At 45.3% G+C, this 23,753-nt stretch carries 20 protein-coding genes and 1 pseudogene; 9 read left to right on the top strand and 12 right to left on the bottom strand.

Features of this window, described 5'->3' with window-relative positions; translation table 11 throughout:
- Positions 1-6: 6 nt before the first annotated feature.
- Genes I2H87_RS02460 through I2H87_RS02450 form a run of 3 tightly spaced genes read right to left on the bottom strand, consistent with a single transcriptional unit; the run spans position 7 to position 3,446 of the window.
- The gene (locus tag I2H87_RS02460; protein WP_195609248.1) at positions 7-1,449 is read right to left on the bottom strand and encodes a hypothetical protein; all 1,443 of its coding nucleotides are present in this window, start codon (positions 1,447-1,449) and stop codon (positions 7-9) included.
- Positions 1,421-2,266: a glycosyltransferase gene (locus I2H87_RS02455; protein WP_195609247.1), complete on the bottom strand. Its 846-nt coding sequence runs from the start codon at positions 2,264-2,266 to the stop codon at positions 1,421-1,423. The genes I2H87_RS02460 and I2H87_RS02455 overlap by 29 nt, the downstream gene beginning before the upstream one ends.
- Positions 2,223-3,446 (bottom strand): glycosyltransferase family 4 protein, encoded by a 1,224-nt coding sequence (locus tag I2H87_RS02450; protein ID WP_195609246.1) that lies wholly within the window; start codon positions 3,444-3,446, stop codon positions 2,223-2,225. Before I2H87_RS02450 ends, I2H87_RS02455 begins: the two co-directional genes overlap by 44 nt.
- Before the next feature lie 423 nt (positions 3,447-3,869).
- Here I2H87_RS02450 and I2H87_RS13760 point away from each other — a divergent pair, with 423 nt between their 5' ends.
- Positions 3,870-4,118 carry a DUF234 domain-containing protein gene (locus tag I2H87_RS13760; RefSeq protein WP_054703156.1) on the top strand — a complete coding sequence of 83 codons (249 nt, stop codon included), beginning with the start codon at positions 3,870-3,872 and terminating at the stop codon, positions 4,116-4,118.
- 138 nt (positions 4,119-4,256) lie between these two features.
- Here I2H87_RS13760 and I2H87_RS02440 read toward each other — a convergent pair whose 3' ends face one another.
- Positions 4,257-5,165 (bottom strand): Abi family protein, encoded by a 909-nt coding sequence (locus I2H87_RS02440; RefSeq protein WP_195609245.1) that lies wholly within the window; start codon positions 5,163-5,165, stop codon positions 4,257-4,259.
- Between the two features lie 566 nt (positions 5,166-5,731).
- Here I2H87_RS02440 and I2H87_RS02435 point away from each other — a divergent pair.
- Positions 5,732-6,049 (top strand): helix-turn-helix domain-containing protein, encoded by a 318-nt coding sequence (locus I2H87_RS02435; protein ID WP_054703158.1) that lies wholly within the window; start codon positions 5,732-5,734, stop codon positions 6,047-6,049.
- A gap of 49 nt (positions 6,050-6,098) precedes the next feature.
- Here the strand turns inward: I2H87_RS02435 and I2H87_RS02430 are convergent, their stop codons facing one another.
- Complete coding sequence (locus I2H87_RS02430; protein ID WP_133302625.1) at positions 6,099-6,278, bottom strand: hypothetical protein; 180 nt, start codon at positions 6,276-6,278, stop codon at positions 6,099-6,101.
- 125 nt (positions 6,279-6,403) lie between these two features.
- Positions 6,404-8,914, bottom strand: a complete 2,511-nt coding sequence (locus I2H87_RS02425) for a glycoside hydrolase family 3 N-terminal domain-containing protein (protein ID WP_195609244.1) — start codon at positions 8,912-8,914, stop codon at positions 6,404-6,406.
- Positions 8,915-9,126: 212 nt separating this feature from the next.
- Between I2H87_RS02425 and I2H87_RS02420 the strand changes: the two are divergent.
- From I2H87_RS02420 to I2H87_RS02400, 5 genes and pseudogenes are all read left to right on the top strand, one after another.
- A pseudogene (locus I2H87_RS02420) lies at positions 9,127-9,801 on the top strand (ABC transporter ATP-binding protein); the annotation flags it as partial.
- A gap of 46 nt (positions 9,802-9,847) precedes the next feature.
- Entirely contained in the window at positions 9,848-10,585 is a 738-nt protein-coding gene (locus I2H87_RS02415) for an ABC transporter permease (RefSeq protein WP_195609243.1), read from the top strand.
- Positions 10,586-10,618: 33 nt separating this feature from the next.
- Positions 10,619-11,374 carry an ABC transporter permease gene (locus tag I2H87_RS02410; protein ID WP_195609242.1) on the top strand — a complete coding sequence of 252 codons (756 nt, stop codon included), beginning with the start codon at positions 10,619-10,621 and terminating at the stop codon, positions 11,372-11,374.
- A gap of 62 nt (positions 11,375-11,436) precedes the next feature.
- Positions 11,437-12,111, top strand: a complete 675-nt coding sequence (locus I2H87_RS02405) for a response regulator transcription factor (protein ID WP_195609241.1) — start codon at positions 11,437-11,439, stop codon at positions 12,109-12,111.
- Positions 12,087-13,427 (top strand): sensor histidine kinase, encoded by a 1,341-nt coding sequence (locus tag I2H87_RS02400; RefSeq protein ID WP_195609240.1) that lies wholly within the window; start codon positions 12,087-12,089, stop codon positions 13,425-13,427. The genes I2H87_RS02405 and I2H87_RS02400 overlap by 25 nt, the downstream gene beginning before the upstream one ends.
- 78 nt (positions 13,428-13,505) lie before the next feature.
- Here I2H87_RS02400 and I2H87_RS02395 read toward each other — a convergent pair whose 3' ends face one another.
- Complete coding sequence (locus I2H87_RS02395; RefSeq protein ID WP_195609239.1) at positions 13,506-14,756, bottom strand: L-lactate MFS transporter; 1,251 nt, start codon at positions 14,754-14,756, stop codon at positions 13,506-13,508.
- Between the two features lie 216 nt (positions 14,757-14,972).
- Between I2H87_RS02395 and I2H87_RS02390 the strand changes: the two genes are divergently transcribed.
- Together I2H87_RS02390 and I2H87_RS02385 are read left to right on the top strand one after the other, a co-directional pair.
- On the top strand, positions 14,973-15,590 hold the full coding sequence (locus I2H87_RS02390) for a TetR/AcrR family transcriptional regulator (protein WP_009267844.1): 618 nt from the start codon (positions 14,973-14,975) through the stop codon (positions 15,588-15,590).
- A 59-nt stretch (positions 15,591-15,649) separates the two neighbouring features.
- Positions 15,650-16,150: a DUF6512 family protein gene (locus I2H87_RS02385; protein ID WP_009267845.1), complete on the top strand. Its 501-nt coding sequence runs from the start codon at positions 15,650-15,652 to the stop codon at positions 16,148-16,150.
- On the opposite strand, the gene I2H87_RS02380 is transcribed toward I2H87_RS02385, so the two are convergent.
- From I2H87_RS02380 to ppdK, 5 genes are all read right to left on the bottom strand, one after another.
- The gene (locus I2H87_RS02380) at positions 16,142-18,250 is read right to left on the bottom strand and encodes an ABC transporter permease (RefSeq protein WP_195609238.1); all 2,109 of its coding nucleotides are present in this window, start codon (positions 18,248-18,250) and stop codon (positions 16,142-16,144) included. The two genes, I2H87_RS02385 and I2H87_RS02380, sit on opposite strands and share 9 nt — an antisense overlap.
- Complete coding sequence (locus I2H87_RS02375; protein ID WP_195609352.1) at positions 18,240-19,007, bottom strand: ABC transporter ATP-binding protein; 768 nt, start codon at positions 19,005-19,007, stop codon at positions 18,240-18,242. The genes I2H87_RS02380 and I2H87_RS02375 overlap by 11 nt, the downstream gene beginning before the upstream one ends.
- Positions 19,008-19,136: 129 nt before the next feature.
- Positions 19,137-20,183 carry a sensor histidine kinase gene (locus I2H87_RS02370; RefSeq protein WP_195609237.1) on the bottom strand — a complete coding sequence of 349 codons (1,047 nt, stop codon included), beginning with the start codon at positions 20,181-20,183 and terminating at the stop codon, positions 19,137-19,139.
- A gap of 78 nt (positions 20,184-20,261) precedes the next feature.
- The gene (locus tag I2H87_RS02365; RefSeq protein WP_009267849.1) at positions 20,262-20,957 is read right to left on the bottom strand and encodes a response regulator transcription factor; all 696 of its coding nucleotides are present in this window, start codon (positions 20,955-20,957) and stop codon (positions 20,262-20,264) included.
- Positions 20,958-21,068: 111 nt separating this feature from the next.
- On the bottom strand, positions 21,069-23,693 hold the full coding sequence (gene ppdK / locus I2H87_RS02360; protein WP_009267850.1) for a pyruvate, phosphate dikinase: 2,625 nt from the start codon (positions 23,691-23,693) through the stop codon (positions 21,069-21,071).
- Positions 23,694-23,753: the final 60 nt, after the last annotated feature.

Here is a 23,753-nt window from a genome sequence, read left to right as displayed (position 1 = left end):
TATTCTCTACCCCTTAAAAAATCCCTGCCGAATATACAACAGATATTTATACAGCGCATACTGCCGCCAATGCTTTTTCACATTTTTTCCGGACAGAACTGCACTCCCCTCATACCAGGCGCTTTCTTTTATATATTTTTTCCGGATGCCAAACATCACAAGGATCTTGTTCCAGACATGGTTCTCACAAAGTTCCTGCTCCGACAGCTTTGCCGCAGTCTGTTTCGTATCTGTGTCCAGCACATCGTCTGAAAAACGAAGCGCTCCATAACAGGCTGCTTCCGCCCGGGACGGGCATCCCATAAACAGGCGCAGAAGTTTCCCGGTGATCCTACGCGCTTTTTTCCAGTCCAGTTTCATCAATTCCAGTCTTTGAAGCTCCGGATTCCGCATATCTGTCTTTTTCAAATGAGCGCTTTTCAACTGCCGCAAAAAAAATTCAGTATACCGCACCAGATACTGCTCGGTTTCTTCCATAAACATACGGCGTGGTCTGGAACATTCCGAAAAATACGGTTCATAATGCGCTTCCCGTTTCCGGTATCCCAATGTCATGCCATGAGGCGCACTGAAAATGGATTCAAACAGACAATTGCTGAAATATACTTTTGCGCGCAGCCCTTTTTTCGGACTGAAATAGTAGCAATGATACTTGACCGGATCCACGCCCTCCGGCAATTCATAAATGCCCCAGTAATATCCCTCCAGCGCTTCCTTTCTTCCCATTTTCCGAAGTGTCCGGTTCAGGATTTTCTGCATCGAGCCGACCCAGCCGCTGTCTACAAGCGCTGCCTTTTTCTCTTCCAGCAATCCCGCCTGCTTTAAATATCCGGCAAGCGCAGGCATACTCTCTTTTGAATGTACCTCAACACATTGGAGAAAATAACTACATTTTTGCAGTGCACTCCGAATCTCTCCCAGCTTTGCATAGGGGATCACAGCATCCGGGTCTTCCAAAAACTCGTGTGGAAGTTCCAGCTGTGTTCGGACGTTCTTCTGCTCTTCCCATGTGAGCCCCGAACGGTCCAGGATTTTCTGCAGTGTCACATCGATCCCGCCGCGGCAGATATAAGAAAGCGCTTCCTCCATATCTGTATGGTATGTCGGAATCCTTAAGGAGTACCGGGAGCAGCATAAATAAACACATTCCACCGGCAGACAAAGTTCTTCACAATACCGCTGTGCGATCCGGTACATAAAATATCCGTCCCGCGCAAGAAAATAAAGCCGTTCGATCCCGCTTTTCACAGCATTCTGCAAGACCCAAACAACAAATCCGTTTAAAGCCGGGGCAAGCACATAATAACTGGTCTGTTCGTGAATCTGGCACTTGTGCCCTGCAATCGTCTGATCTGCTTCCAAAAGACGTTTTACCGGATATTCCAATAATTCACTTTTTTTCAAAATCTCCCGATACTGCTCATACCGTCTTTGCATGTTGATCGACACGATACCCCTTTCTCGTACTTTGCCGGATCCGGTTTAAAACCGTTGGCGGAAACAGCCCGGCTGCCAGCGGACGCATCACATACGCTGCCGTCTCCGGACGCAGGATTCCCAACTGCCTGAATCCACGGTAACGGATCTTTACCTCCTGCATCCGGCTCTGGATCGTCCGTTTCCGATAAGTATGTTCATCTTCCCGGTAGCGGATCAACGGTTCCTGCAGGTTGTATCCACGATAGCCTGCCTTATGAAGCCGCATAAAAAGTTCATAATCCTCACACCGTCTTGTCTCCTCCGAGATCGGATAACCCTTGATCTTCCGCAGCACCTCCGCCCGGAACATCACCGACGGATGGATATACGGGGAATAAGACAGGAAATCCGATGCTTCCGGCCTTTCCGGCACACAATCCACTCCCCACACACCATGTTCATCAAACAGTCTGGAATTTGATCCCACCCATTGATACTCCGGATGCCGTTCCAAAAAATCATACTGCTTCCGAAACCGTTCCGGTTCGGAAATGTCATCCCCGTCCATCCGGGCAATATATTTCCCTTTTGCAATACTCAGACACTGGTTCAGTGAATAGCCCAATCCTTTATTCGTCTTATTCCGGATCCGGATGATCCGTTCATCCATTTCGATCGCCTCATCGATCAAAGGCTGATATGTAATATGGGATCCGTCATCACACAGGATCAGTTCCCAGTCCGTCATCGTCTGCCGGATCATCGACCGCACCGCAGCCTGAAGCTGCTTTTGCTCCACAGGGTTATACACACCCATGATGACACTGATCTTCACCTTTTCTTCCATTTCTTACACATTCCAATCTCTTATCTAAATCCTGATATACCAGTTTCATAATGGCATTCGTATTCTCTTTTCCGAACACTTCCGCTGACTTTCTGCACATCCGCTTCATTTCCTGGCGGACGTTCGGCGCAAGATTCCGAATGGTTTCCAATCCGTTGATCCAGCTTGACACGCTGTCACTCTCACAGAAATATCCGTTGATCCCGGGTTTCAAATATTCCCGCGTTCCCCGGTTTTCTGCGGCAAGAAGCGGGATTTCCATAGCCAGCGCTTCCAGTCCCGCCATTCCAAGTCCCTCTCTCCGGGACGGAAAAACCGACACATCCGCACACCCAAGAATTTCCCGCACATCCATACAGTAACCGAACATCCGCACATTGTGTTCCAGTCCCAACGTTTGGATCATCCGCTCTATTTTCTCCCGGAAAAATCCATCCCCACAGATGCCGTATTTGATTTTGGAAATATCTTTGCCCGCTCTTCTCATCTGCTCCAATGCACGAAGAATGATCTGCTGGTTTTTATTCTCATTTAACTCGCCCACCGATACGAGAAAGAAATCATCTTCTGTAATTCCAAGCTTCTTTCGCTTTTCCCTGCGCTCCTTTTCTGTAAGCGGGGAAAACCGTTCCAGATCCAGACCGATCCCTGGGATATGATAGACTTTTCCATTTTTACGCAGATGAAATTTCTTCGCATTTTTATAATCTTCCTTATTGATCACAACAAGAAGATCAGTAAAATGTGCGAGAAATCTCTCCACAAAATAATAAATTGTATTGTTGATAAAAGGCGCTCCTTTATAGAAGTGAAAACCATGAGCTGTATAGATGATCTGAAGCTGCCTCCTGCGAAACCACCATCCCATCTGCCGCCCAAGCATCCCGCCTACCGGCGTGTGGCAATGTATCGCGCATATATGATTTTGTTTGATAATCGCTGCCAACTGCCAGAATGCTTTCATGTTATAGTTCAGCATATAAGGGGATCTGGCAATATCAATATGATGCAATCTTATCCCCGCCCTTTCGAGTTCCTTTTCATCAAACGGATAGTGCTGTTCATTCATGTTTGCTGCATAATGTACCGTATATCCCATGCTCTGGAGTATTTTGACATTCTCCATCTCAAACTTTTTCAAAAAACCGCTGACTGTCGTCAGGATCAGTATATTTTTCATGAAACGTGTTTCCCTCGTTAGTTTTTTACATTTTTCTACACTTTTTTACATAATATATTATAGTTGCCCCCCCCCATAAAACGTGATATTTAAAATCATATTTGTATAAAAAATGTGCTATTATAAATCACATACACAAAATCATCATGATATTTTTGCTTTCATATGAAAGATTCTTGACCTTATTTAAAGTTCAAAATATAGTAATCACAATAAACATAATCGTAATTCACTATATTAAACATATGAAGAACCTGAAAATTTTTTGAAACAAGAATTGCGCGAGCCCGCACTTTATAATGCAAGTATCAAAACAATTGCTGAAAGCGCCTCACGTTTTAATGAAATTACAACAAAAGTTGGGTTTCTGGTAGAATTGCAAAAACTTATCCTAACGCAGTAAAACGACATTTATCAGATTATATGGAATTTACATTTGAAGAAATGTGTAAAGAATATCTTCTATATTATATTGATCCTCTTCCGATCGAATTAAATCAGATCAGTCGATGGTCGAGAACTGATCATCAAACAAAAAAGCAAGTTCAAATTGATATCGTCGGTATGCCGACAGACGGATATGAATATATCATTTGCTCCTGCAAATACCGTAATGAAAAAATAAGACTGGATGAACTTGTTACTTTGGTGACACTCGAAAATATGTATTAGAGAGCTAACTATATAAAAATATCCCTCTTTCAACAAATGGCGAAGTGCTTATCGTAACACTTCGCCGAAAGCCTAACCGGTTTGAGCTCAAAATGCTTGGTTAGGTCTGCTCTACTATTTTATGCATTTCCGCTGCATTTATACACTTAGATGTGTTTTCCAATCTGTTGGAAGATTCATTGCTGTAAGACTAATTACACCAATATTATTTTGGATCAGCTTGTCTAAGGCATCTGCGAATACTGTCCATTCCTCGTCAGATGAACGCAGATACTTCATCGCCAGTAAGATTTGATACAAACCATTGTGTGCCGGTGGTGGCGTAACTTTATCTGCATCCAAAATTTCCGGCGTCGTATGTATTGTGCGATTGTAAATTCTGGAATTATGCGCACACATATTACGCAACACTGAAACGCCCTGTATCCATGAGGCAAGCATTTTCTGTGATGGATTTACCTGATTTCCTTTTTTCGATTTATATTGGTAATTAGCCGCCAATATAGAATACGAACTTCCAATACCTGTTTTCAAATTCTTAATTATCTTCGATAGCGTACCAAATGAAAGAACTTCAACAGCTGCCCATACAGGCACCTCTCCATCATGCTTATCAAAATTATGTTTGATAAACACATCATTAGAACGAGCGATTTCTGACGCTACTGTAGACATATTCTGCCAATACAGTTTTTTCTCTTTAAAGATCGATGAATCCTGCAAAACAAGTGGTTCTCCGTGTATGAGTAACGCTTCCACTAATCGTACTCTCAAAGCCACCTCAATCTTAGAAATCATCGAAAAAACTAAAGCAGATAATTCCTGATCAAATTGATACAACCTTAAAATATCTTCAAACCTCGTTCCCGGAACATATTTCTTCGCAACATTATCGTACAAATGAAACGAATATCCACGCAAACGATAAAATCCAACAGATTTTAATGCCGTCTCTACATTTTCATGAGATGAAATCTCCATTCCTGCATCTATATAAGATTGCACTTGTTGTTCTATTGTTAATATTTGTTTGGGATACTGATACATAAAAACCTCCCCATAAATGAAAAAGTCCCACCGGGTTGCGCATGAAAAATCAGAGGCGTGGTGGGTTCTGTTAATACTATTATACAATTTTTTAAGTTACTGTCAAGATTTCTTTTGTAAAAAATCAGTCAAAAAGTCAACCACTCCCCTTTGTTCCTTGTGGTATCTATTTGTCATACATAGCATAATAGTTACAGACTCGGCTTTTTCATTTGACTTATGATATCGTCAGTGTGCAAAGCGAAAACAGCCGATGAAGAGCAGATCTAAGTCTCTTTGTTGTTGCTTTCGCTCCGCGTACGTCTCTGTACGCATCGTTCAATTGCCTAAAAGAGGCTTAGATTTATCTCTGCATCCCCCCGCTTCCTCAAGTTCCTTTTCATGAAACGTGTTTCCCTCATTAGTTTTTTACATTTTTCTATACTTTTTGACATCATCATATGCTTTATATTGTTGCATTGTCGATAAAATATACTTTTTAATATCATATTTTGTACCATTGCGTGATTTATAATGTGATATATACATACGAAAAATGATTTTAAATGTACCAGAGGGGTGAGATTTTGTACGAAAATGATTTTGCGAAACGCTTATCGGAATTGCGTATTCAGAAAGGAGTATCTGCGAGGGATATGAGTTTGTCGCTCGGTCAAAATTCCGGCTATATCAACCATATCGAAAACCGGCAGGCATATCCTTCTATTCCGGTCTTCTTTAATATATGCGACTATTTTAATATCTCACCGGAACAATTTTTTTCAACAACAGAAAAAGATCCCGCCTGTATCTCAGCGATCATTGATGACTTAAAACTGCTGAACGCAGAACAGCTCCACTGTCTCGCCGTGATCATTCGGGATCTAGGAAAGATCAGATCATAGATGGGACGTAAATCGTCCCATCACAATCTCATGTGTTGTCTCGATTCTTTTATTCCCCGCCCGGTCCATCGTGCCTCGGCACTTCATCCGGAATCACATTGGACGCATCCGTCTGTGTGGATAGCGGAATCTCGATCATTCTATCGGACTTTTCCTGATCTGTCAGTTTCGCCGGATTTGTTCTTCCCGGCATGTTTTTCGGTCTGTGACAATTTTCTATTTTAGACATCTCCTGCATTCTCCTTTTTCCTAATATAACGAATACCAGATTTTTGATATATTCGTTGTACTAGTATACCCAAAGCAAACACTTTTAAAACAGTGTTCGTTTTAGGTATCCCGGAGATCAGAAAATTATAGATCCGACGGATTTCTTTCCACCTCTGCTTTTGCATAAAAACTTCGTTGTGCCCCATCTACAAACGCATTTTCTTTCACATACAGTCGGTCTTCTATCTTCACATCTTCACTGGATGCCGCCGCCTGCACGATAAACGATCCTCTCTCAATCTTCCACCACATATCCGCATCCAGAAATGCCATCTGGCTCGGAGCAACTTCAAACCGTACTTTTGCACATTCTCCGACCTTGATCTTCACTCGTTTGAAGCCAACCAGTTCTTTCACCGGACGGGTCATCGATGCATATTCATCGCTCATATACAATTGAACGACCTCTTCTCCGTCCACATTTCCTGCATTTTTTACAGTCACATCAATCTTCCATGACTCGAACGGATCGATTTCTTTTTTGACAATCTCCATACTTTCATATACAAACTCGGTATAGGAAAGTCCGTATCCGAAGCAATACCGCGGCTTATGAGATCCATCGGCATAATCCTGAAATCCGATGCTCTCGCCCGCGTGATAACTGCTGCCCCGTTCATGACTGTAATAAACCGGGATCTGCCCTGCATTCAGCGCAATACTGACCGGGAGTCTTCCTGCCGGATTATAAGCGCCGAGCAATACATCCGCAACCGCTTCCGCGCCGTAACGCCCCGGCGTCCATGCTTCGATCAGCGCATTTAGCGTCTCATCCGCCGCATCACTGCTCACCGGACGTCCGTCAAAATGTACCCCTACTGTCGGTTTTCCCAAGTTTGCAAGTTCACGCAAAAACAGCTCCTGACATTCCGGGATCCGGATATCCATCGAATCAATTCCCTCTCCCATCGTGCATCCGGTATTCCATCCGTATTTTCCGCCTAACGTCACGATCACAAGGTCGGATTCCACCGCCAGTTTCAATGCTTCCTCAAAATACAACGTGTCATTTCCAGCCTGCGGATATCCGTAAGCATACTGCACATCCCAGTCCGGACAGCGCTCTTTTAGTTCTTCATAGAGACTGTGGATTCCCGGATAACATTTGCGGATCAGCGTGTCTGTCTGCGGATGTTCCATCAATATCTTACTTCCCGGATAGGTTTCTGTCGGAACTTTTTCTTTCATGGCATTATCACTTCCCTCGATTCCTGCCATTGTGTTAACGCCGCCGAGAGAATTTTCAATTCTCGCAATGTACATGTAGCATCCCATAAATGCCCGGGTTGTTCCTCCGTGCCACCCGATCACCGCTACTTTTTTCTTCTTTCCGGAATTTTCCTTTCTGTCCTGTTCCGCTGCATTTTTCAACGGCAGCACTCCGTCGTTTTTCAGCAGGATCATTGCTTCTCTCGCCATATTTCTGCTGATCGTCTGCGCCTCTTTCTCTTGTATGACCGCATCCCGCTCTTCCTTTTCCATCGGAAACGGATTTTCAAATAATCCAAGACGGAATTTGTGGATCAATGTTCTTCTGACTGCCTGATCCAAAATTGCCATATCCGCTTCGCCTTTTGCAAATCTGGCTTTCAAATCCTCATTAAATGACTCCACCTGCGGCAGCTCTACATCCATCCCGGCGCGCATGGCAATCTCTCCGGCTTCCTCCATGGATTCTGCCACACGGTGATTTGTGTGAAACTGGCTGATCGAAGAATAATCGGCGATCACTGTTCCGTCAAACTTCATTTCCCCACGCAAAAGATCTGTCAGAAGCCCCCGGCTTCCACCTGCCGGCATCCCATCATAGCTGGAATACGCATTCATCACACTTCCGATTTTCGCTTCCGTAACCGCCGCCTGAAATGGTTTCGCATACACTTCCCGGATTTCCCGCGGATTCGTTGTCGTTTTTGCCGCATGGATCCCTCCCATTCCGCTCATAAATCCAAGAAAATGTTTTCCGCACGCAAAAATTCCATCCTTGACATTCCCGTCATTCTGCAGCCCCTGTACATAGGCGGATCCCATCGCCGCCGCCAAAGTTCCGTCTTCACCAAACGTCTCCCCCTGCCGCCCGAACCGGGAATCTCTGCAAAGATCCAATACCGGCGCCAATCCCTGATGGATTCCGGCTGCGCGGGTTTGTTTTCCGATTGCTTTTCCCATCCTCTTTTCCAGTTCCGGATCCCATGTGGAAGCCTGTGCCAACTCGATCGGGAAATTAGTTGCTTCCGGAAGCAAAGATCCGGTTGCCGTCTCCACATGGAAAATTGCCGGGATATGATGCGGGCTTGCCTCCATGATCCGTTTCTGCAATTCCCCGATCACAGTTTCCCCCTCGTCCAGTGTTTTCAGCATGCTCGCAAACAGACAGGAAACCTGCCCCATCCCATACGGATATGCTCCGTCTTCCAAAAGCCGCTCCGCAAATCCACACTGTGTCTGCGCAAATTTTTCGTCCAAACTCATTTTCGCTAACAGATCGTCCGCCCGCTCTTCCGCAGACAGTGTCGGATCTAAATATTTCTCATACATCTCTGTTTTCTCCGTGTCCAGCCATACCTGTCCCGGATGAAATGCGTCATATCGCATCGCAATACCTCCCTTGTATACATCTCTGTGCATCATTTTCCCACTTTGGTACTTTATTATAGAATAGAACTTCATTGGAACCTATATAAAAATTCGTGTTTTCATATCTAAATTAAGGATTTTTCCTTTTCTGACCAGAAATTTATAAAAAATTTAAAAAGAGACGTTAGTGTTTTGATAAACACTCAAACGATCATGTAAAGGAGCCGATTATGGAATCATTTATTATTGAAACAAAACAACTGACTAAAAAATACAAAGGTCAACTTGCCGTAAACAACGTAAATCTTCATATTAAAAAAGGCAGTATCTATGGACTGCTCGGACGCAACGGCGCCGGAAAAACAACACTGATGAAAATGCTTCTTGGACTGACACCACCAACATCCGGAACTTTCACGCTGTTTGACCAGACACTTACCGGACATGAAAAACAGCTTTATCCACGGATTGGAGCCCTGATCGAAACACCCGGATTTTATCCCAATCTGACAGGAACGGAAAATCTCGAAATTTTTGCCCGGCTTCGAAACCTGAATGCATCACATACAGTCAAAAATGCTCTGGAAACGGTCGGACTCCCATTTAGGGATAAAAAATTATTTCGGGAATATTCCCTCGGGATGAAACAACGTCTCGGACTCGCCAATGCGCTTCTTCATCATCCGCAGCTTTTGATCCTGGACGAGCCGACCAACGGACTGGATCCGATCGGAATCGCAGAAATCCGAGATTTCCTGAAAACGCTCTGCAAAGATCACGGAAAGACGCTCCTTGTCTCCAGTCATATTCTGTCCGAGATCGATCTGCTTGCCGATGACATCGGGATTTTGGATCGCGGTGTACTTCTCGAAGAATGCAGTATAAAAACACTCAAAGAAAAAAACGATAATCTGGAGAATTATTTCAAAACGATCACAGGAGGGAAAGGAATTGCTTAAATTTATTCATATCGAACTTTTAAAACTGCGCCGTCGGAAATGTCTTATTCTCACGCTCGCCGCATCCCCGATCATGCCGTTTTTGTCCATGTTATATTTCAAATACATTGGGAAACCAAACGTGGAGCCTGTTTTATTCTACAAATGGTCCGTTTTCGGTTTCACCTGTTGGATGATCCTCCCGTTTATTTTAGGAATCCTTTCGTCATTACTTTTCTACACAGAATCAAGTAATCACATAAATACATATTTTTGGATTATTCCTGTTTGTAAACTTAAATATTTTCTTGGTAAGTTTTTCATATTATTTATATATTCATTCATTTTCATATTACTTACATTTATATGGACAGTCCTGTTTGCCGATCTATCCGGATGTGTTGCACAGGAGATTTCTTCCATTTTCTATCTAAGCAGAAAATGTATCGAGATCAGCATTCTTTTGCCGCTGGTCATGCTTCCGCTCCTTGCCGCTGCCACGCTCATCAACGGATATGTTCTTCCGGTATGTCTTACGCTCGTTTACATTTTTTCCGGATTTATGCTGGCGCCGCAGTCCCCCTGCCTGCATCCTTTATCCGCATTCTCCGTGCTCCTGAACCGAGACGGGGAAATACCGGGCGTACCGATGTCACCGCCAAGCCTGCTCGTTTCCGCATGCTACTGTATCCTGCTCTGGGATTTTTTCTCTGTCCTCATTGCAGGGATCTCACTGAAAAAGAAATCCTAAATTGCAAATTTTATGATCCAAAGGAGGCCAACTATGAAAAACCAATTCCTTTTACTTCAAATCGAACGGAAAAAACTTCGCCGTTCCACAATACTTTTGATTTCCGTCTTCGCCGTGATTCTGACCGCTGTGTTTGTCTTTGCTGCTGATCCGAACCGCTATACGGAGCATGTCGGATGGTATATGGATGAAGTACAGCCCTGGAGCATCTTTTTTCTCCTCCCATCCATCACTGCTTTATTCGGAAGTTATCTGATCTGTCGGGAAACGGAAGACGATACGTTAAAATCACTCCGGCTGATTCCCATACATCCGGCAAGGTTAACCACCGTGAAACTACTGCTGACGTTCCTGTTCTCCCTTGTACTTTCACTCCTGCTCTTCACCATCACCTGTTTGACCGAACTCTTTCTGCATGGGACTGCGCTCTCATTCCCACTGACCCTCCGCACGTTCCTGCAATACCTGTCAAATGGGATCGGAGTGTTTTTTGCAGTTTCTCCGCTGATCGCTTTCTGCGCTTTCCGAAAAAACGGACAATGGGCAGCGCTTATAGTGACGGAAATCTACTCCATCGGCGGACTGTTTGCCACGATTTCCGATCCATACCGAACCTATTATCCTATTGCAGCAATTTTCCAGTTTTCCGGTTACTATCCTGCCACTTTGAAAAACCGTCTGCTCAGTGTAATGATCCTCATTTCCTGTGGCATGTTCACCTTTTTCTTCCTGTGGATGTGCCAAAAATGCAAACGAGAAGATCCACACCACATTTTAAATATGATATAATAGCGTCAATATACAAAGGGAAAACAGTCAATCAATTTTCTTTTGTCAGGAGGGAAACTGCCATGGCTAAAATATTTGTTGTAGATGATGATCCAGATATGCTCGCCCTCATCTGTGCCGCACTTCAAAGAGACGGACATCAAGTCGATACGGAAGCAGATCCGACTGCCGTAACACCAAAGCGCTGCCGCTTTTATGATCTTCTGCTGTTTGATATCATGATGCCGAAAGAAGACGGATTTTCTCTGATCCGCCGCATCAGAACAGAAGTGGACTGTCCGATCCTGTTTCTGACAGCCAAGACCGGAGACGCCGCGCTTGTACAAGGACTGGGGCTCGGCGCTGATGATTACATAAAAAAACCGTTCAGCCTTGCCGAGCTGAGCGCCCGTGTCAACGCGCATCTGCGGCGTGAGAAACGACAGCCGACACACGCCCTCATCCGCGGCGACGTTCATTTTGATCTTCAGGCAAAAATGGTGACCGTCAAAGAACAGTCGGTTCCACTCACCAAAGGCGAATATGCGATCTGCGAATATCTGGCCCTGCACAGCGGACAGATTTTTACAAAAGAACAGATTTATGAAAATGTCTTCGGCTTCGATGCGGAGGGTGATTCCTCCGTCATCGCCATGCACGTCAAAAATATCCGTGCAAAATTAAAGGAGCATGGTGCCGCTCCGATCGAAACAGTCTGGGGGGTTGGATATAAATGGAAAAAAGAAAACGATCTGTAAGCCTTTCTTTCATTCTGCTCCGCTTTGCATGTATCATGCTAGGGCTGATGCTTTTTTGTGCCTTACTCTGGCTTGCCATCATGCAGCTGCTCCAGACGACCGGCTTTATCTATCATGGTTCTCTCCCGAACCGGCAGGCAGAAGCGATGCTGCTTGACCATCCGGAAACCTTTACAACCCCGGGAGAAGATTTTCTTTCCGATTACGCACTTTTTGCCGCTGATGGAAGTCTTTTGGAAACAAATACAGATTCAAAAGAAGCCGGTCGCCTTTCCGGTTTTTTAACAAAAGCCTCGGATGATCCCCATATCATCCGGTACACCTATGCCGATCAAAGTACGATACTGATCCACTGGGTATATCAAAGAGATTTCACCGATCCGCAACTCCGGAAGTTTCTTCCACCTTTTGAAGTACTCTGGTGGATCACGTTATTTCTGGCTTTCATTTTTGTCCTGCTCTTAAGCGTCTTACTACTTCGTCGAAGTTTGGCGTCAAAATTGAAGCTTTTTCATGATATAAGCAATAAAATCACTTCTCAAGAACTTGATTTTGCAATTTTTCCTGCAGGGATCCGAGAATTTGATGATGCGCTCGCCGCGATGGATGAAATGCGCCGTGCATTGTACGATTCCCTCACAGAACAGTGGCGTACCCAGCAGCAGCGGGAATCGGAAATATCCGCACTTGCTCACGACTTAAAAACGCCGCTGACTTTGATCGGCGGAAACGCGGAACTTCTCCTGTGTGAAAATCTCCCGGAGAACCAGAACCATATGCTTCACACGATCCTGGAAAATACCACCCGGGCACACCGGTATCTTTCCGGTCTTTTGGATGCTTCCACCGGTAACAAAGAACCAAAGATCCCCTTTGATCTTTCTGCCCTGCTGCCTGATCTTGTACGATCCATGGAACCGTTTGCCGGGATGAAACATATTTCACTGCATATGGACAATCACCTTACCGGCTTTTATCCGCTTCAGAAAGACCATTTTTCCCGGGCTCTTTCCAACATTGTCCAAAATGCGCTGGAACATACTCCCCCCGGAAAACAGGTCTCTCTCAGCGGCAGGACGTCCGATACAGGCTGGGAGCTTCTGATCTGCGATGAGGGAATGGGCTTTAGTCCTGCCGCGCTCCGTCATGCCACAGAACGCCTTTGGAGAGATGATCCGGCGCGTCAGGCAGACGGGCATAACGGGATCGGTCTCTGGTTTGCCGCCGAAGTGATCCGCTCGCATGGTGGAACTCTCACACTGGAAAATCGTCCGCAGGGCGGCGTGGTAAAGATCTTACTCCATAAATCATTCTAAACAATGCAAAACCTCCCTGCAATTTATGAGTACCATTCATAAATTGCAGGGAGGTTTTCTTTTTTATGCCCGGCGATCTTATTTTTCTCTCTTCTTACACATCCGATACAACACCGTCAGTATGATTCCAGCCACACTTAAACCTGCCGCGATTAAAAATGCCTGTGTGTAAGAACCGTTTTTATAATACACATTTTTCATGATCGTCGGTCCGAAATACCCTGCCATCGCAAATCCGATAAACATGATACCATAGTTGACACTGTTATGCGCCGCGCCAAACTGATCTGCCGTAAATCCGGGGAATACGCCCATAAATGCGCCGAAGCAAATACCTACGATCGAGATCCCGATATAAAACAGGATCAGATCTCCTTTCCCACAGAGATAGAGAAGCACATTCCCTCCGACAGACAAGAAACAGGCAAGCGTCAGCGTCTGGACACGCCCGATCTTATCCGAAAGAAATCCTGCCAAAATCCGTCCGAACGAATTAAATAACGCCAATACAGACACTGCGATCCCTGCCGCCGCAACCGAAAGACCGATCATTTCCATTCCCACTGCAGAAGCCTGAGAGATAATCATCATGCCACTGAAAGCCCCGCTCATCAAAAGCAGGATCATCAGATAGAAAATCGGGCTTTTCAACATCTCTTTCCAGTCTTTATCTGTTTCTTTTTGTCCGCCCGCCTGTTTTTCCGGCGCTTTCCAGCCCTCCGGTACGAAACCATCCGGGCAGGAGAACATAAACAAAGAAGATACCGAGATGATCACAAGAAATGTGATCCCGACAAGGATAAACGCCATTTTCACCTGCACTTTTTCTACCAGTAAATTGATCACCGGCGGAAGCAGAACCGAACTGAATCCATAAGCCGCCGTTGTCAGTCCGCCGATCAGACCACGTTTGTCCGGAAAGAATTTGACACAACAGCTGATCGTGCAGCCATATGCCATCCCAAGTCCCAGACCGCCAAGCAGACCATATGTCACCATCAACATTCCGACAGACGTTGACAGCCCAGCCAGGATCATACCGCATCCGAACATCACACCGCCTGTGAGGATCACTTTTTTTGGTCCGAACCGGTCATTGATCCAGCCTCCCGAGATCATCGTGATCGGACCTACGGAGTTGGCAACGGTATAGACGATCGCCAGATCCGCCGTTGTGATCCCGGTTCCTGTTATCGTTCCGAGATACTCTGCCATCGGCGCGGCAAACACGCTCCAGGCATAGACGGAACCAAGACATAAGTTCGTCAGACATGCAAACAGAAGCACAAGCCAGCGCCGTTTGGAAATATTTTTTTGTTGCTCTCTCATTCTTCTTACCCTCTTCTTTCATCCATATTTCAATACACTGCCATTGATTCTTCCGCATATTTATGCTACCCTCTTTATGCAGAGGAAATAAAACAGAACATATGCATTTCCTTATTATTTTATCAGTTTTCAAATGGGGAAACTATCATCAATCCAAAGACAATATGTTGAAAAAGCAACACTTATCATATATTTTGTTGCTTTGCAGAGGTTATTATGACTACAAAAGATTTACGTATCATCAAGACATTACAACAGATCGATCGGGCGCTTCTGGAGCTTCTAAATGAGCTGCCGTTCCAAAAAATCACAGTTCAGCTATTGTGTGAGCGGGCGCTGATCAACCGCTCCACCTTTTACAAATATTACACGGATAAATACGACCTGCTGGATCGTTATCTGAACAAAATCCTGCAGGAGTTCAAACAACAGGTCAACGTTGACTTCGTTGTCACAAATCCGAGCGTCACCGACGATGAGCATTATCAGATCCCTTTCCGGAATTTCACGGCATTCGTATATTCCAAACGGACAGAATATCTGATTTTATGGAAAGCTTCCATTGAGCGCCAGCCTTACAACGAAATGACGGATCTGGTTTATCGGCAGATTCTGGAAAAACTTCTTACCGAATCTCCCGAATTATCGGCAAAACATACATATTGCGAGCTGTATGCGCACCTCTTTTCTTCCAACATGATGGCGCTGATCCGCTGGTGGCTTACAAATGAAGACACGGTTTCTATTGAGGAAGTACAAAAGATCATGCATGAAAATATGAAAAAAGGATTGTTTTACACGTTCCGGCACTCTGTCCGAGATTCCATTCAATAATCTGACTTTTTTTGCATATACTATATTATCATCTGTTTCTATGGAGGTTCATATCGTATATGCGTTTTTATATCATTGCAGGCTATCTCTTCACCGCTGTTTTCGGAACCTTATCGCATTTTCTGTACGACTGTTCCGGGCAGAATCTGTTCATCGCCCTCTTTGCTCCGGTCAATGAATCTATATGGGAGCATATGAAACTTTCGTTTTTCCCGGTGCTTTTATATGCGTTTTTTCTGTCTTATATCCGACAGCCGGAAAAAGAATTTCATACGCTCCGTGACGCCCTGCTGCTTGGAAATTTCGTCGGAACGTTCAGCATTCCCGTACTTTTTTACACCTATTCCGGAATATTGGGACGTCATCTCCTTGCCGCAGATATCGCCGTCTTTCTACTCGGTCTTTTCTTTGCTTTCCGATTCGCATGGAAAGGAAAGGATACGGTCCGGACAGACAGCCGGCGAAAATGGATTTATCTATTGACTGCGCTTCTGGCTCTTTTATTTTTCATCTTTACCTTTTATCCTCCCCGGATCGGATTGTTTCTGGATTTAAGCTGAATAATGTACATTTCTTTTAAATCCAAGATACGTCATTCCAAAATAAATCAGATAGACTCCCGCAAAAATAAACAGGGAAATTCCGAAATAATACATTCCGCTTCCGTTTGCCCCGGTATAGAATACAAACTGATGTCCCGCATACACAGCCGTCGCCGCGCCTAAGATCACAGCGATCACGACCGGAACAAGATAGTAGAATGCCAGTTGTTTCAAGATCAGGCGGTCGATCTCTTTCTCATTCATTCCCAGCTTTGAAAGTACGTCATACCGGAAACGGTATTTCGACGAATCACTGAGCTGCTGGACTGACATGATCGTAAGCGCCACACATAGAAATACAAGTCCGACATACGCCAAGGGAAATACCAAAGACAACATCACCAGCTTCAGATCCATCCCAATGCCCTCCCGCACCAGAACGTCGCTGGCACAGCTTACGATCTGGTCGGTTCCGAATCCTCCCATCGTTTCTGATTCCCAATAGGCTTCTTCCGGTATCTCGCCGCGCTCCTGCATCTCGTAAAATTCTTCCTGCGTCGGGATCCCGTTTTTCTTCAGGCGGATCGTTTCCAGCGTTTGCTGCAGATCAGACGGCGCTTTCCCCTCTGTGGAGACTGCCAGTTCTGAAAAATAGCCGTCCATCCCTGCCGCCGCCTCATCCGGTACGATGATCAGATAATCCGCCCCGTTATTTCCATTCTGGGAAAACGGGATCGTATAAATCTCATCCAGCGTCAGTTCTCCCAAAGAAGTGTCCAGCGCTCTCGCTTTGATCTTATCATCCAAAAACGGAACCATCCGTTCTTTGATCTGAACCGCATACTTATCTTGTCCAAGTGTCACCGGTTCATATCCGAGCATTTCTCTTAAATGATTGTAATCACTGATTCTCATATAAGTATCATAAGTATAATATTCGTATCCGTCTTCTTCCACCGCTTTCTCATTCAGACTGCCGTCCGGATTTCGGTATTTTTTAGAAACGGTTCCGCCGTGTGTATACAGATACTCGTTCATCACCTGTTTCCCATCCTGATAAATCTGATAACTCCACGTATCTTCTGTTCTGCATTGATCGTGAATCGCTGCCAGTTCTTCGTCAAACGCATCATCAGGGTTTTCACTGTGTACCAGAATGTCAAATGGAACTGAATTTTCAATCGCCTGATTCTGGAACCTTGCAAACATCATCGAAACGCTACCTCCAAGGATTGCCGTCATCAAAAGCAGCGTCAATGTTCCCATCGTAAAACGCATCGTTCCCAGTTTTCCCGTATACTGACGCAGCAAAAATAATCGTCCCGGCTTATAGAGTCCTGATTTTCTTTTGTGGATATAGCTGGTGAGGATTGCTGAAAATCCATAGTAAAAAAGATAGACCGCCGCGATAAAACAAACTGTAATACAACATACTCCCGCAACCGAATATCTTTCCCCGAAAAGGAGGATCGTATACACGATAAAAAATCCGACTGCCACAAAAAACCATATCCTCGCAAATCCACTTTTACTTTCACGGATTTTTTCATTTTCCTTTTCCATCCGCATCAATTCCGCAATGGTCATCTTTTTGAACAACCGTCGGTTCCGGATCAGCGCAAAAAAATAGCACAGTATGTAAATTCCGCTGGTCATCAGCATACTCCAGCCGTTTAACTGTACATGAAGCGGATAATCCATTCCAAACACTCTGTAAAATATCGTCATCAGGATCTGCTGAAAAAACATGCCGACGCCAATCCCCAACAAAAATGCAATTGCCCCCATCAGGATATTTTCTTTCATATAAAGTCCGGAAATCTGTTTTTTATTCATCCCAAGCAGCAGATAGGTTCCGAATTCACGGCTTCTTTTTTCCAGCATAAACCGCGTCATATAGCGGATCAGCCATGCAAGGATGCACACGATAAACACGCTGACCAGACCGATCATCGCCCCCATCACCCCCGCTTCCCGGAACATGGTCAGAATGTCCGGGGATAACGCCATCGAATCAAACGCAAACATCATTGCCGCCATCACCGTCATCGTCAATACATAGACAATATAATCTCTCGAAGAACGTCTGGCATTCCGAAATGCAAGTTTATTCAGCATCACTGCACTCACCTCCCGTCAGCGCCAATACATCCAGGATCTGATTCAGAAACTCTCTGCGCGTCTCCTGTCCCCGGTACAGTTCATGGAAAATCTGTCCGTCTTTCAAAAAAAGGATCCGTCTGCAGTAACTTGCCGAAAATGCGTCATGGGTTACCATCAGGATCGTCGCTCCCATTTTTCGGTTCATCGTCTCAAACGTGTCCAAAAGCATCTGCGCGGATCTGGAATCCAGCGCTCCGGTCGGCTCGTCGGCGCAGATCAGCTGCGGCTTCGTTACAACCGCTCTGGCGCAGGCACAGCGCTGCTTCTGTCCTCCGGATACCTGTACCGGAAACTTATCGGCGATCTTTTCGATTCCAAGCGCTTTCATGACTTGTCCGGTGCGTTTCACGATTTCCGTCTTTTTCTGTTTTTGCAGCGTCATCGGAAGTTCTATATTTTCCCGGATCGTCAACGTGTCCAACAGGTTAAACTCTTGAAAGACAAATCCCAGATTTTCTTTCCGGAACTTTGCCAGCCCCTCTTCTTTCAGCATTGTAATATCCGTATCTCCATAATAAATATGTCCGGCGCTCACCCGGTCGATCGTGGAGATCATATTCAAAAGCGTCGTTTTTCCTGATCCGGAAGCGCCCATGATCCCGATAAATTCGCCCTCATCCACCTGAAAACTGACACGGTTCACCGCCTTTGTTATATTATTTCCGCTCCCATAATATTTTTCAATGTCACAGATTTTGATCAAATGTTTCATGTTATCCATCCTTTCGTTTCTCCCCTGCCTCCTCCGCTCACTATGAATGTTCAAAGGAAACTTTTTGCTGTGTTCTAAGTATAACAAGAAACATTCGGGGGTTGTATCGGAGTTCCTTTCCGCAATCTTTCAATTTTGAAAGGTTTTTTCCCATCCGATCTTCTGAAAATCACTTTCCGGAAACTGCAGCCATACCCGGGTGTACTGACCGTATTCCGATTCGATATGGATTCCCATTCCGAGCCGGTCGCAAAGTTTCTTCGTAAGGTAAAGCCCGATCCCGGTAGAATATCTGCCGCTCCGTCCATTTGTCCCACAGAATCCTTTTTCGAACACGCGCCCCAGTTCTTCCGGTCGGATTCCGATCCCGTTGTCTTCCACACACAATTTCACTTTGTTTTTTCCGGTTTCCGAAAAAATCCGGACGCAGCCATTTTCATCCCTGCTGTATTTGATACAATTCAAGAAAATCTGATCCAGGATAAACAATCCCCATTTTTCATCCGTCGAGACAAAACACGGTTCCATTTCTATTTTCACCTGCATCTTCCTGTCCTGAAATGCAAGCCGGTTTTTCTGAACCGCACGCAATACCAGTTTACGCAGATCCGTCCGGGCGATCAGATAATCTTTCCAGACCTGTTCCATCCGGGCATAATATAATACCTTATCCACCTGCCCCTCCACCTTGGACAATTCCAGACGCATCCGGCGGATCTGCGGCTGTTCCCGCTCACGTTCCATGTTTTCACAGAGCAGTTCCATCGCCGTGATCGGATTCTTTGCTTCATGTACCCAGCTTTCTATAAATTCTTTATATTCCCGCTGTTCGTCTTCTTTTCTTCGTATTTCTTCCAGAACAGCCTTATTGGAACGCCGTAACAACTCCCGATACACCCGGTCTTCCAATCTCCATGACGGCTCCATCAATTCTGCAAATAAAAGCGGCTGATCCATTTCCTCTATCATACTTTCCATACGGTCAAAATATTTTTTTCGGCTTTGAAACTGAACGATCAGACCGCATGCAAGAATCACTCCCCACGCTAAAAAGATCAACGCAATGGCTGACAGACTGTTACCCATCGCAAGAAGAAATGCAAAAAGCAGCAGCATCCCCATGCCATTTAACAGAATCCATCCCATTTTATCTTTTATATATGTTCCAAATCTCATACCAGACCTCACCCTTTTTTGCAGATCACCTGTCCCACAGACTGCCTATTCGCCGACTGCCTGTCCCCCGACTGCTTTTCAGATCATATAACCAAGTCCGCGCCTCGTCTCTATAAAATCTTCCGCGCCGATCTCATCGAGTTTTGCCCGGATCCTCGTAATATTCACACTCAGCGTATTGTCATCAATGAAAATCTCGTTGTCCCACAACCGATCGATCAGCTTTGTTCTGGACACGATTTTCCCCTGATCCTGAAATAATTCATACAGTATGACCAGCTCATTTCTCGTCAAAATCTGTTTCTTGTCACCTTTTTCAATCATCCCGGATGCCAGATCCAATGTCACGCCCTTATAATGCCGCACAGACGAAGACTGCTTTTCCTTTCCGCTGCGTCTGAGCACTGCCCGGATATGCGCCAGCAGGATCGGAAGCTGATATGGTTTTGCGATAAAATCATCACCGCCGCGCATCATGCAGTTCAACTCATCTAACGACGTGTTATTTCCTGTCACAAATATGATCGGCACATCCGATCGTCTTCTCAGTTCATCACAGATAAAAAGTCCGTCGCATCCCGGAAGCGACACATCCAAAAGCACCAGATCCGGCGTCTCCTGAAGAATACTTTCCGCTGTTTGAAAGTCGTTCTCAAACTTCTCGATACACACCGCTTCATATCCCTCATAGGTTAAAAAGCGTGAAAGCTCCTTTCGGATCAGTTCATCATCTTCCACGATCATAATTCTCTGTACATAATTCTTGCCGAACACTACTTTCACTTCCGTTTCTACACTTTATAAATCTTTCTAATTATAGCACAACGCCCTGTTCCAAAGGAACAGAGCGTTGCTCATTATTTCGTATTTAAAATATCAGCCAGATTATTTTGCTGCAATAGCTGCCTGTGCTGCTGCCAGTCTTGCGATCGGCACACGGAACGGTGAGCAGGATACATAATCCAGACCAAGTTTGCTGCAGAATTCAACAGAGCTTGGATCTCCGCCGTGCTCTCCACAGATTCCTACATGCAGGCTCGGATTAACCGGTTTTCCTAATGTGATCGCCATATCCATCAGCTTGCCGACACCTGTCTGATCCAGTTTTGCGAACGGATCGTTCTCGAAGATCTTAGCGTCATAGTAGGCATCCAGGAATTTACCAGCGTCATCACGGGAGAATCCAAATGTCATCTGTGTCAAATCGTTTGTACCGAAGCAGAAGAAGTCAGCTTCTTTTGCGATCTCGTCAGCTGTCAGAGCAGCTCTCGGGATCTCGATCATTGTTCCCACTTCGTATTTCAGGTCGATTCCGGAAGCAGCGATCTCTGCATCAGCAGTCTCAACAACGAATTTCTTCACATATTTCAACTCTTTGATGTCTCCAACGAGTGGAATCATGATCTCCGGTTTTACTGTCCAGTCAGCATGTGCTTTCTGTACGTTGATCGCTGCACGGATAACAGCTTTTGTCTGCATCTTAGCGATTTCCGGATAAGTAACTGCCAGACGGCATCCACGGTGTCCCATCATCGGGTTGAACTCGTGCAGGCTGTCGATGATCGCTTTGATCTGCTCAACAGTTTTGCCCTGAGCATCAGCCAGTTTCTTAATATCTTCTTCCTCAGTCGGAACGAACTCATGAAGCGGCGGATCAAGGAAACGGATTGTTACCGGATTTCCTTCCAGCGCCTCGTACAGTGCCTCAAAGTCTCCCTGCTGTTCCGGAAGGATCTTGTCCAGTGCAGCTTCTCTTTCTTCTACTGTCTCAGAACAGATCATCTCACGGAACGCATCGATTCTGTTGCCCTCGAAGAACATATGCTCTGTACGGCAAAGTCCGATACCCTCTGCTCCCAGCTCGCGTGCTTTCTTAGCGTCAGCCGGAGTATCTGCATTTGTACGAACTTTCATTGTTCTGTATTTGTCAGCCCATCCCATGATTCTTCCGAACTCACCAGCGATCGTAGCGTCTACTGTCGGGATGATTCCATCGTAAATAGCTCCTGTGGATCCGTCAAGAGAAATGCAGTCTCCCTCGTGGAACTCTTTTCCAGCTAATGTAAATTTCTTGTTTGCTTCGTCCATCACAATGTCTCCGCATCCGGATACGCAGCATGTTCCCATTCCACGAGCAACTACGGCTGCGTGAGATGTCATACCACCGCGAACTGTCAGGATACCCTGTGCGGACTTCATTCCTGTGATATCTTCCGGAGATGTCTCAAGACGAACAAGGATCACTTTCTCTCCTCTTGCAGCCCACTCAACTGCATCGTCTGCTGTGAAGACAACTTTACCGCAAGCAGCTCCCGGAGATGCTCCAAGTGCTTTTGCCATCGGTGTTGCAGCTTTCAGTGCAGCAGCATCGAACTGTGGGTGAAGCAGTGTATCTAAGTTTCTCGGATCGATCATAGCTACTGCTTCTTCTTCTGTTCTCATTCCCTCGTCAACAAGGTCGCATGCGATCTTCAGAGCAGCCTGAGCGGTTCTCTTACCGTTACGAGTCTGAAGCATATACAGTTTACCGTGCTCTACTGTAAACTCCATATCCTGCATATCTCTGTAGTGTGTTTCCAGTGTATGGCAAACTTCTTTGAACTGTGCGAATGCTTCCGGGAATTTCTGTTCCATCTCGGAAATATGCATCGGAGTACGAACTCCGGCAACAACGTCCTCTCCCTGAGCGTTTGTCAGGAATTCTCCGAACAGACCGTTCTCCCCTGTAGCCGGGTCACGTGTAAATGCAACACCTGTTCCACAGTCATCTCCCATGTTACCAAATGCCATCATCTGTACGTTAACAGCTGTTCCCCATGAATACGGGATATCATTGTCACGACGATAAACGTTTGCTCTCGGGTTGTCCCATGAACGGAATACAGCCTTAACAGCTCCCATCAGCTGTTCTTTTGCGTCAGCCGGGAAGTCTTCGCCGATTTTCTCTTTATACTCAGCTTTGAACTGTCCTGCCAGAGTCTTCAGATCTTCTGCTGTCAGTTCTACGTCCTGAGTTACACCTTTTTCTTCTTTCATCTTGTCGATAAGCTCTTCAAAATACTTCTTACCAACTTCCATAACTACGTCAGAATACATCTGGATAAATCTTCTGTAGCAATCCCATGCCCAACGAGCATTTCCGGATGCTTCTGCCAGAGTCTCAACAACTTCCTCGTTCAATCCCAGGTTCAGGATCGTGTCCATCATACCAGGCATGGAAGCTCTTGCTCCGGAACGTACGGAAACGAGAAGCGGATTCTCTTTGTCTCCGAATTTCTTTCCTGTGATTCCTTCCAGTTTCTCAATGGCTTCCATGATCTGTGCCATGATCTCGTCATTGATCTTTCTGCCGTCCTCATAATACTGTGTACAAGCTTCAGTTGTTACTGTGAATCCCTGTGGTACAGGAAGTCCGAGGCTTGTCATTTCTGCAAGGTTCGCACCTTTTCCACCAAGCAGGTTTCTCATGGTTGCGTTACCTTCGGTAAACATATAAACCCATTTTGCCATGTCTAATGACCCTCCTAAAATATTATTTTGCAAATACATTTAGACTAAGTGCATATCTAT

This window comes from Mediterraneibacter glycyrrhizinilyticus (assembly GCF_015560805.1).
Taxonomy (GTDB): Bacteria; Bacillota; Clostridia; order Lachnospirales; family Lachnospiraceae; genus Schaedlerella; species Schaedlerella glycyrrhizinilytica_A.
The sequence above is the reverse complement of the archived record's forward strand: the minus strand, read 5'-3'. Positions and strand labels throughout refer to the sequence as shown.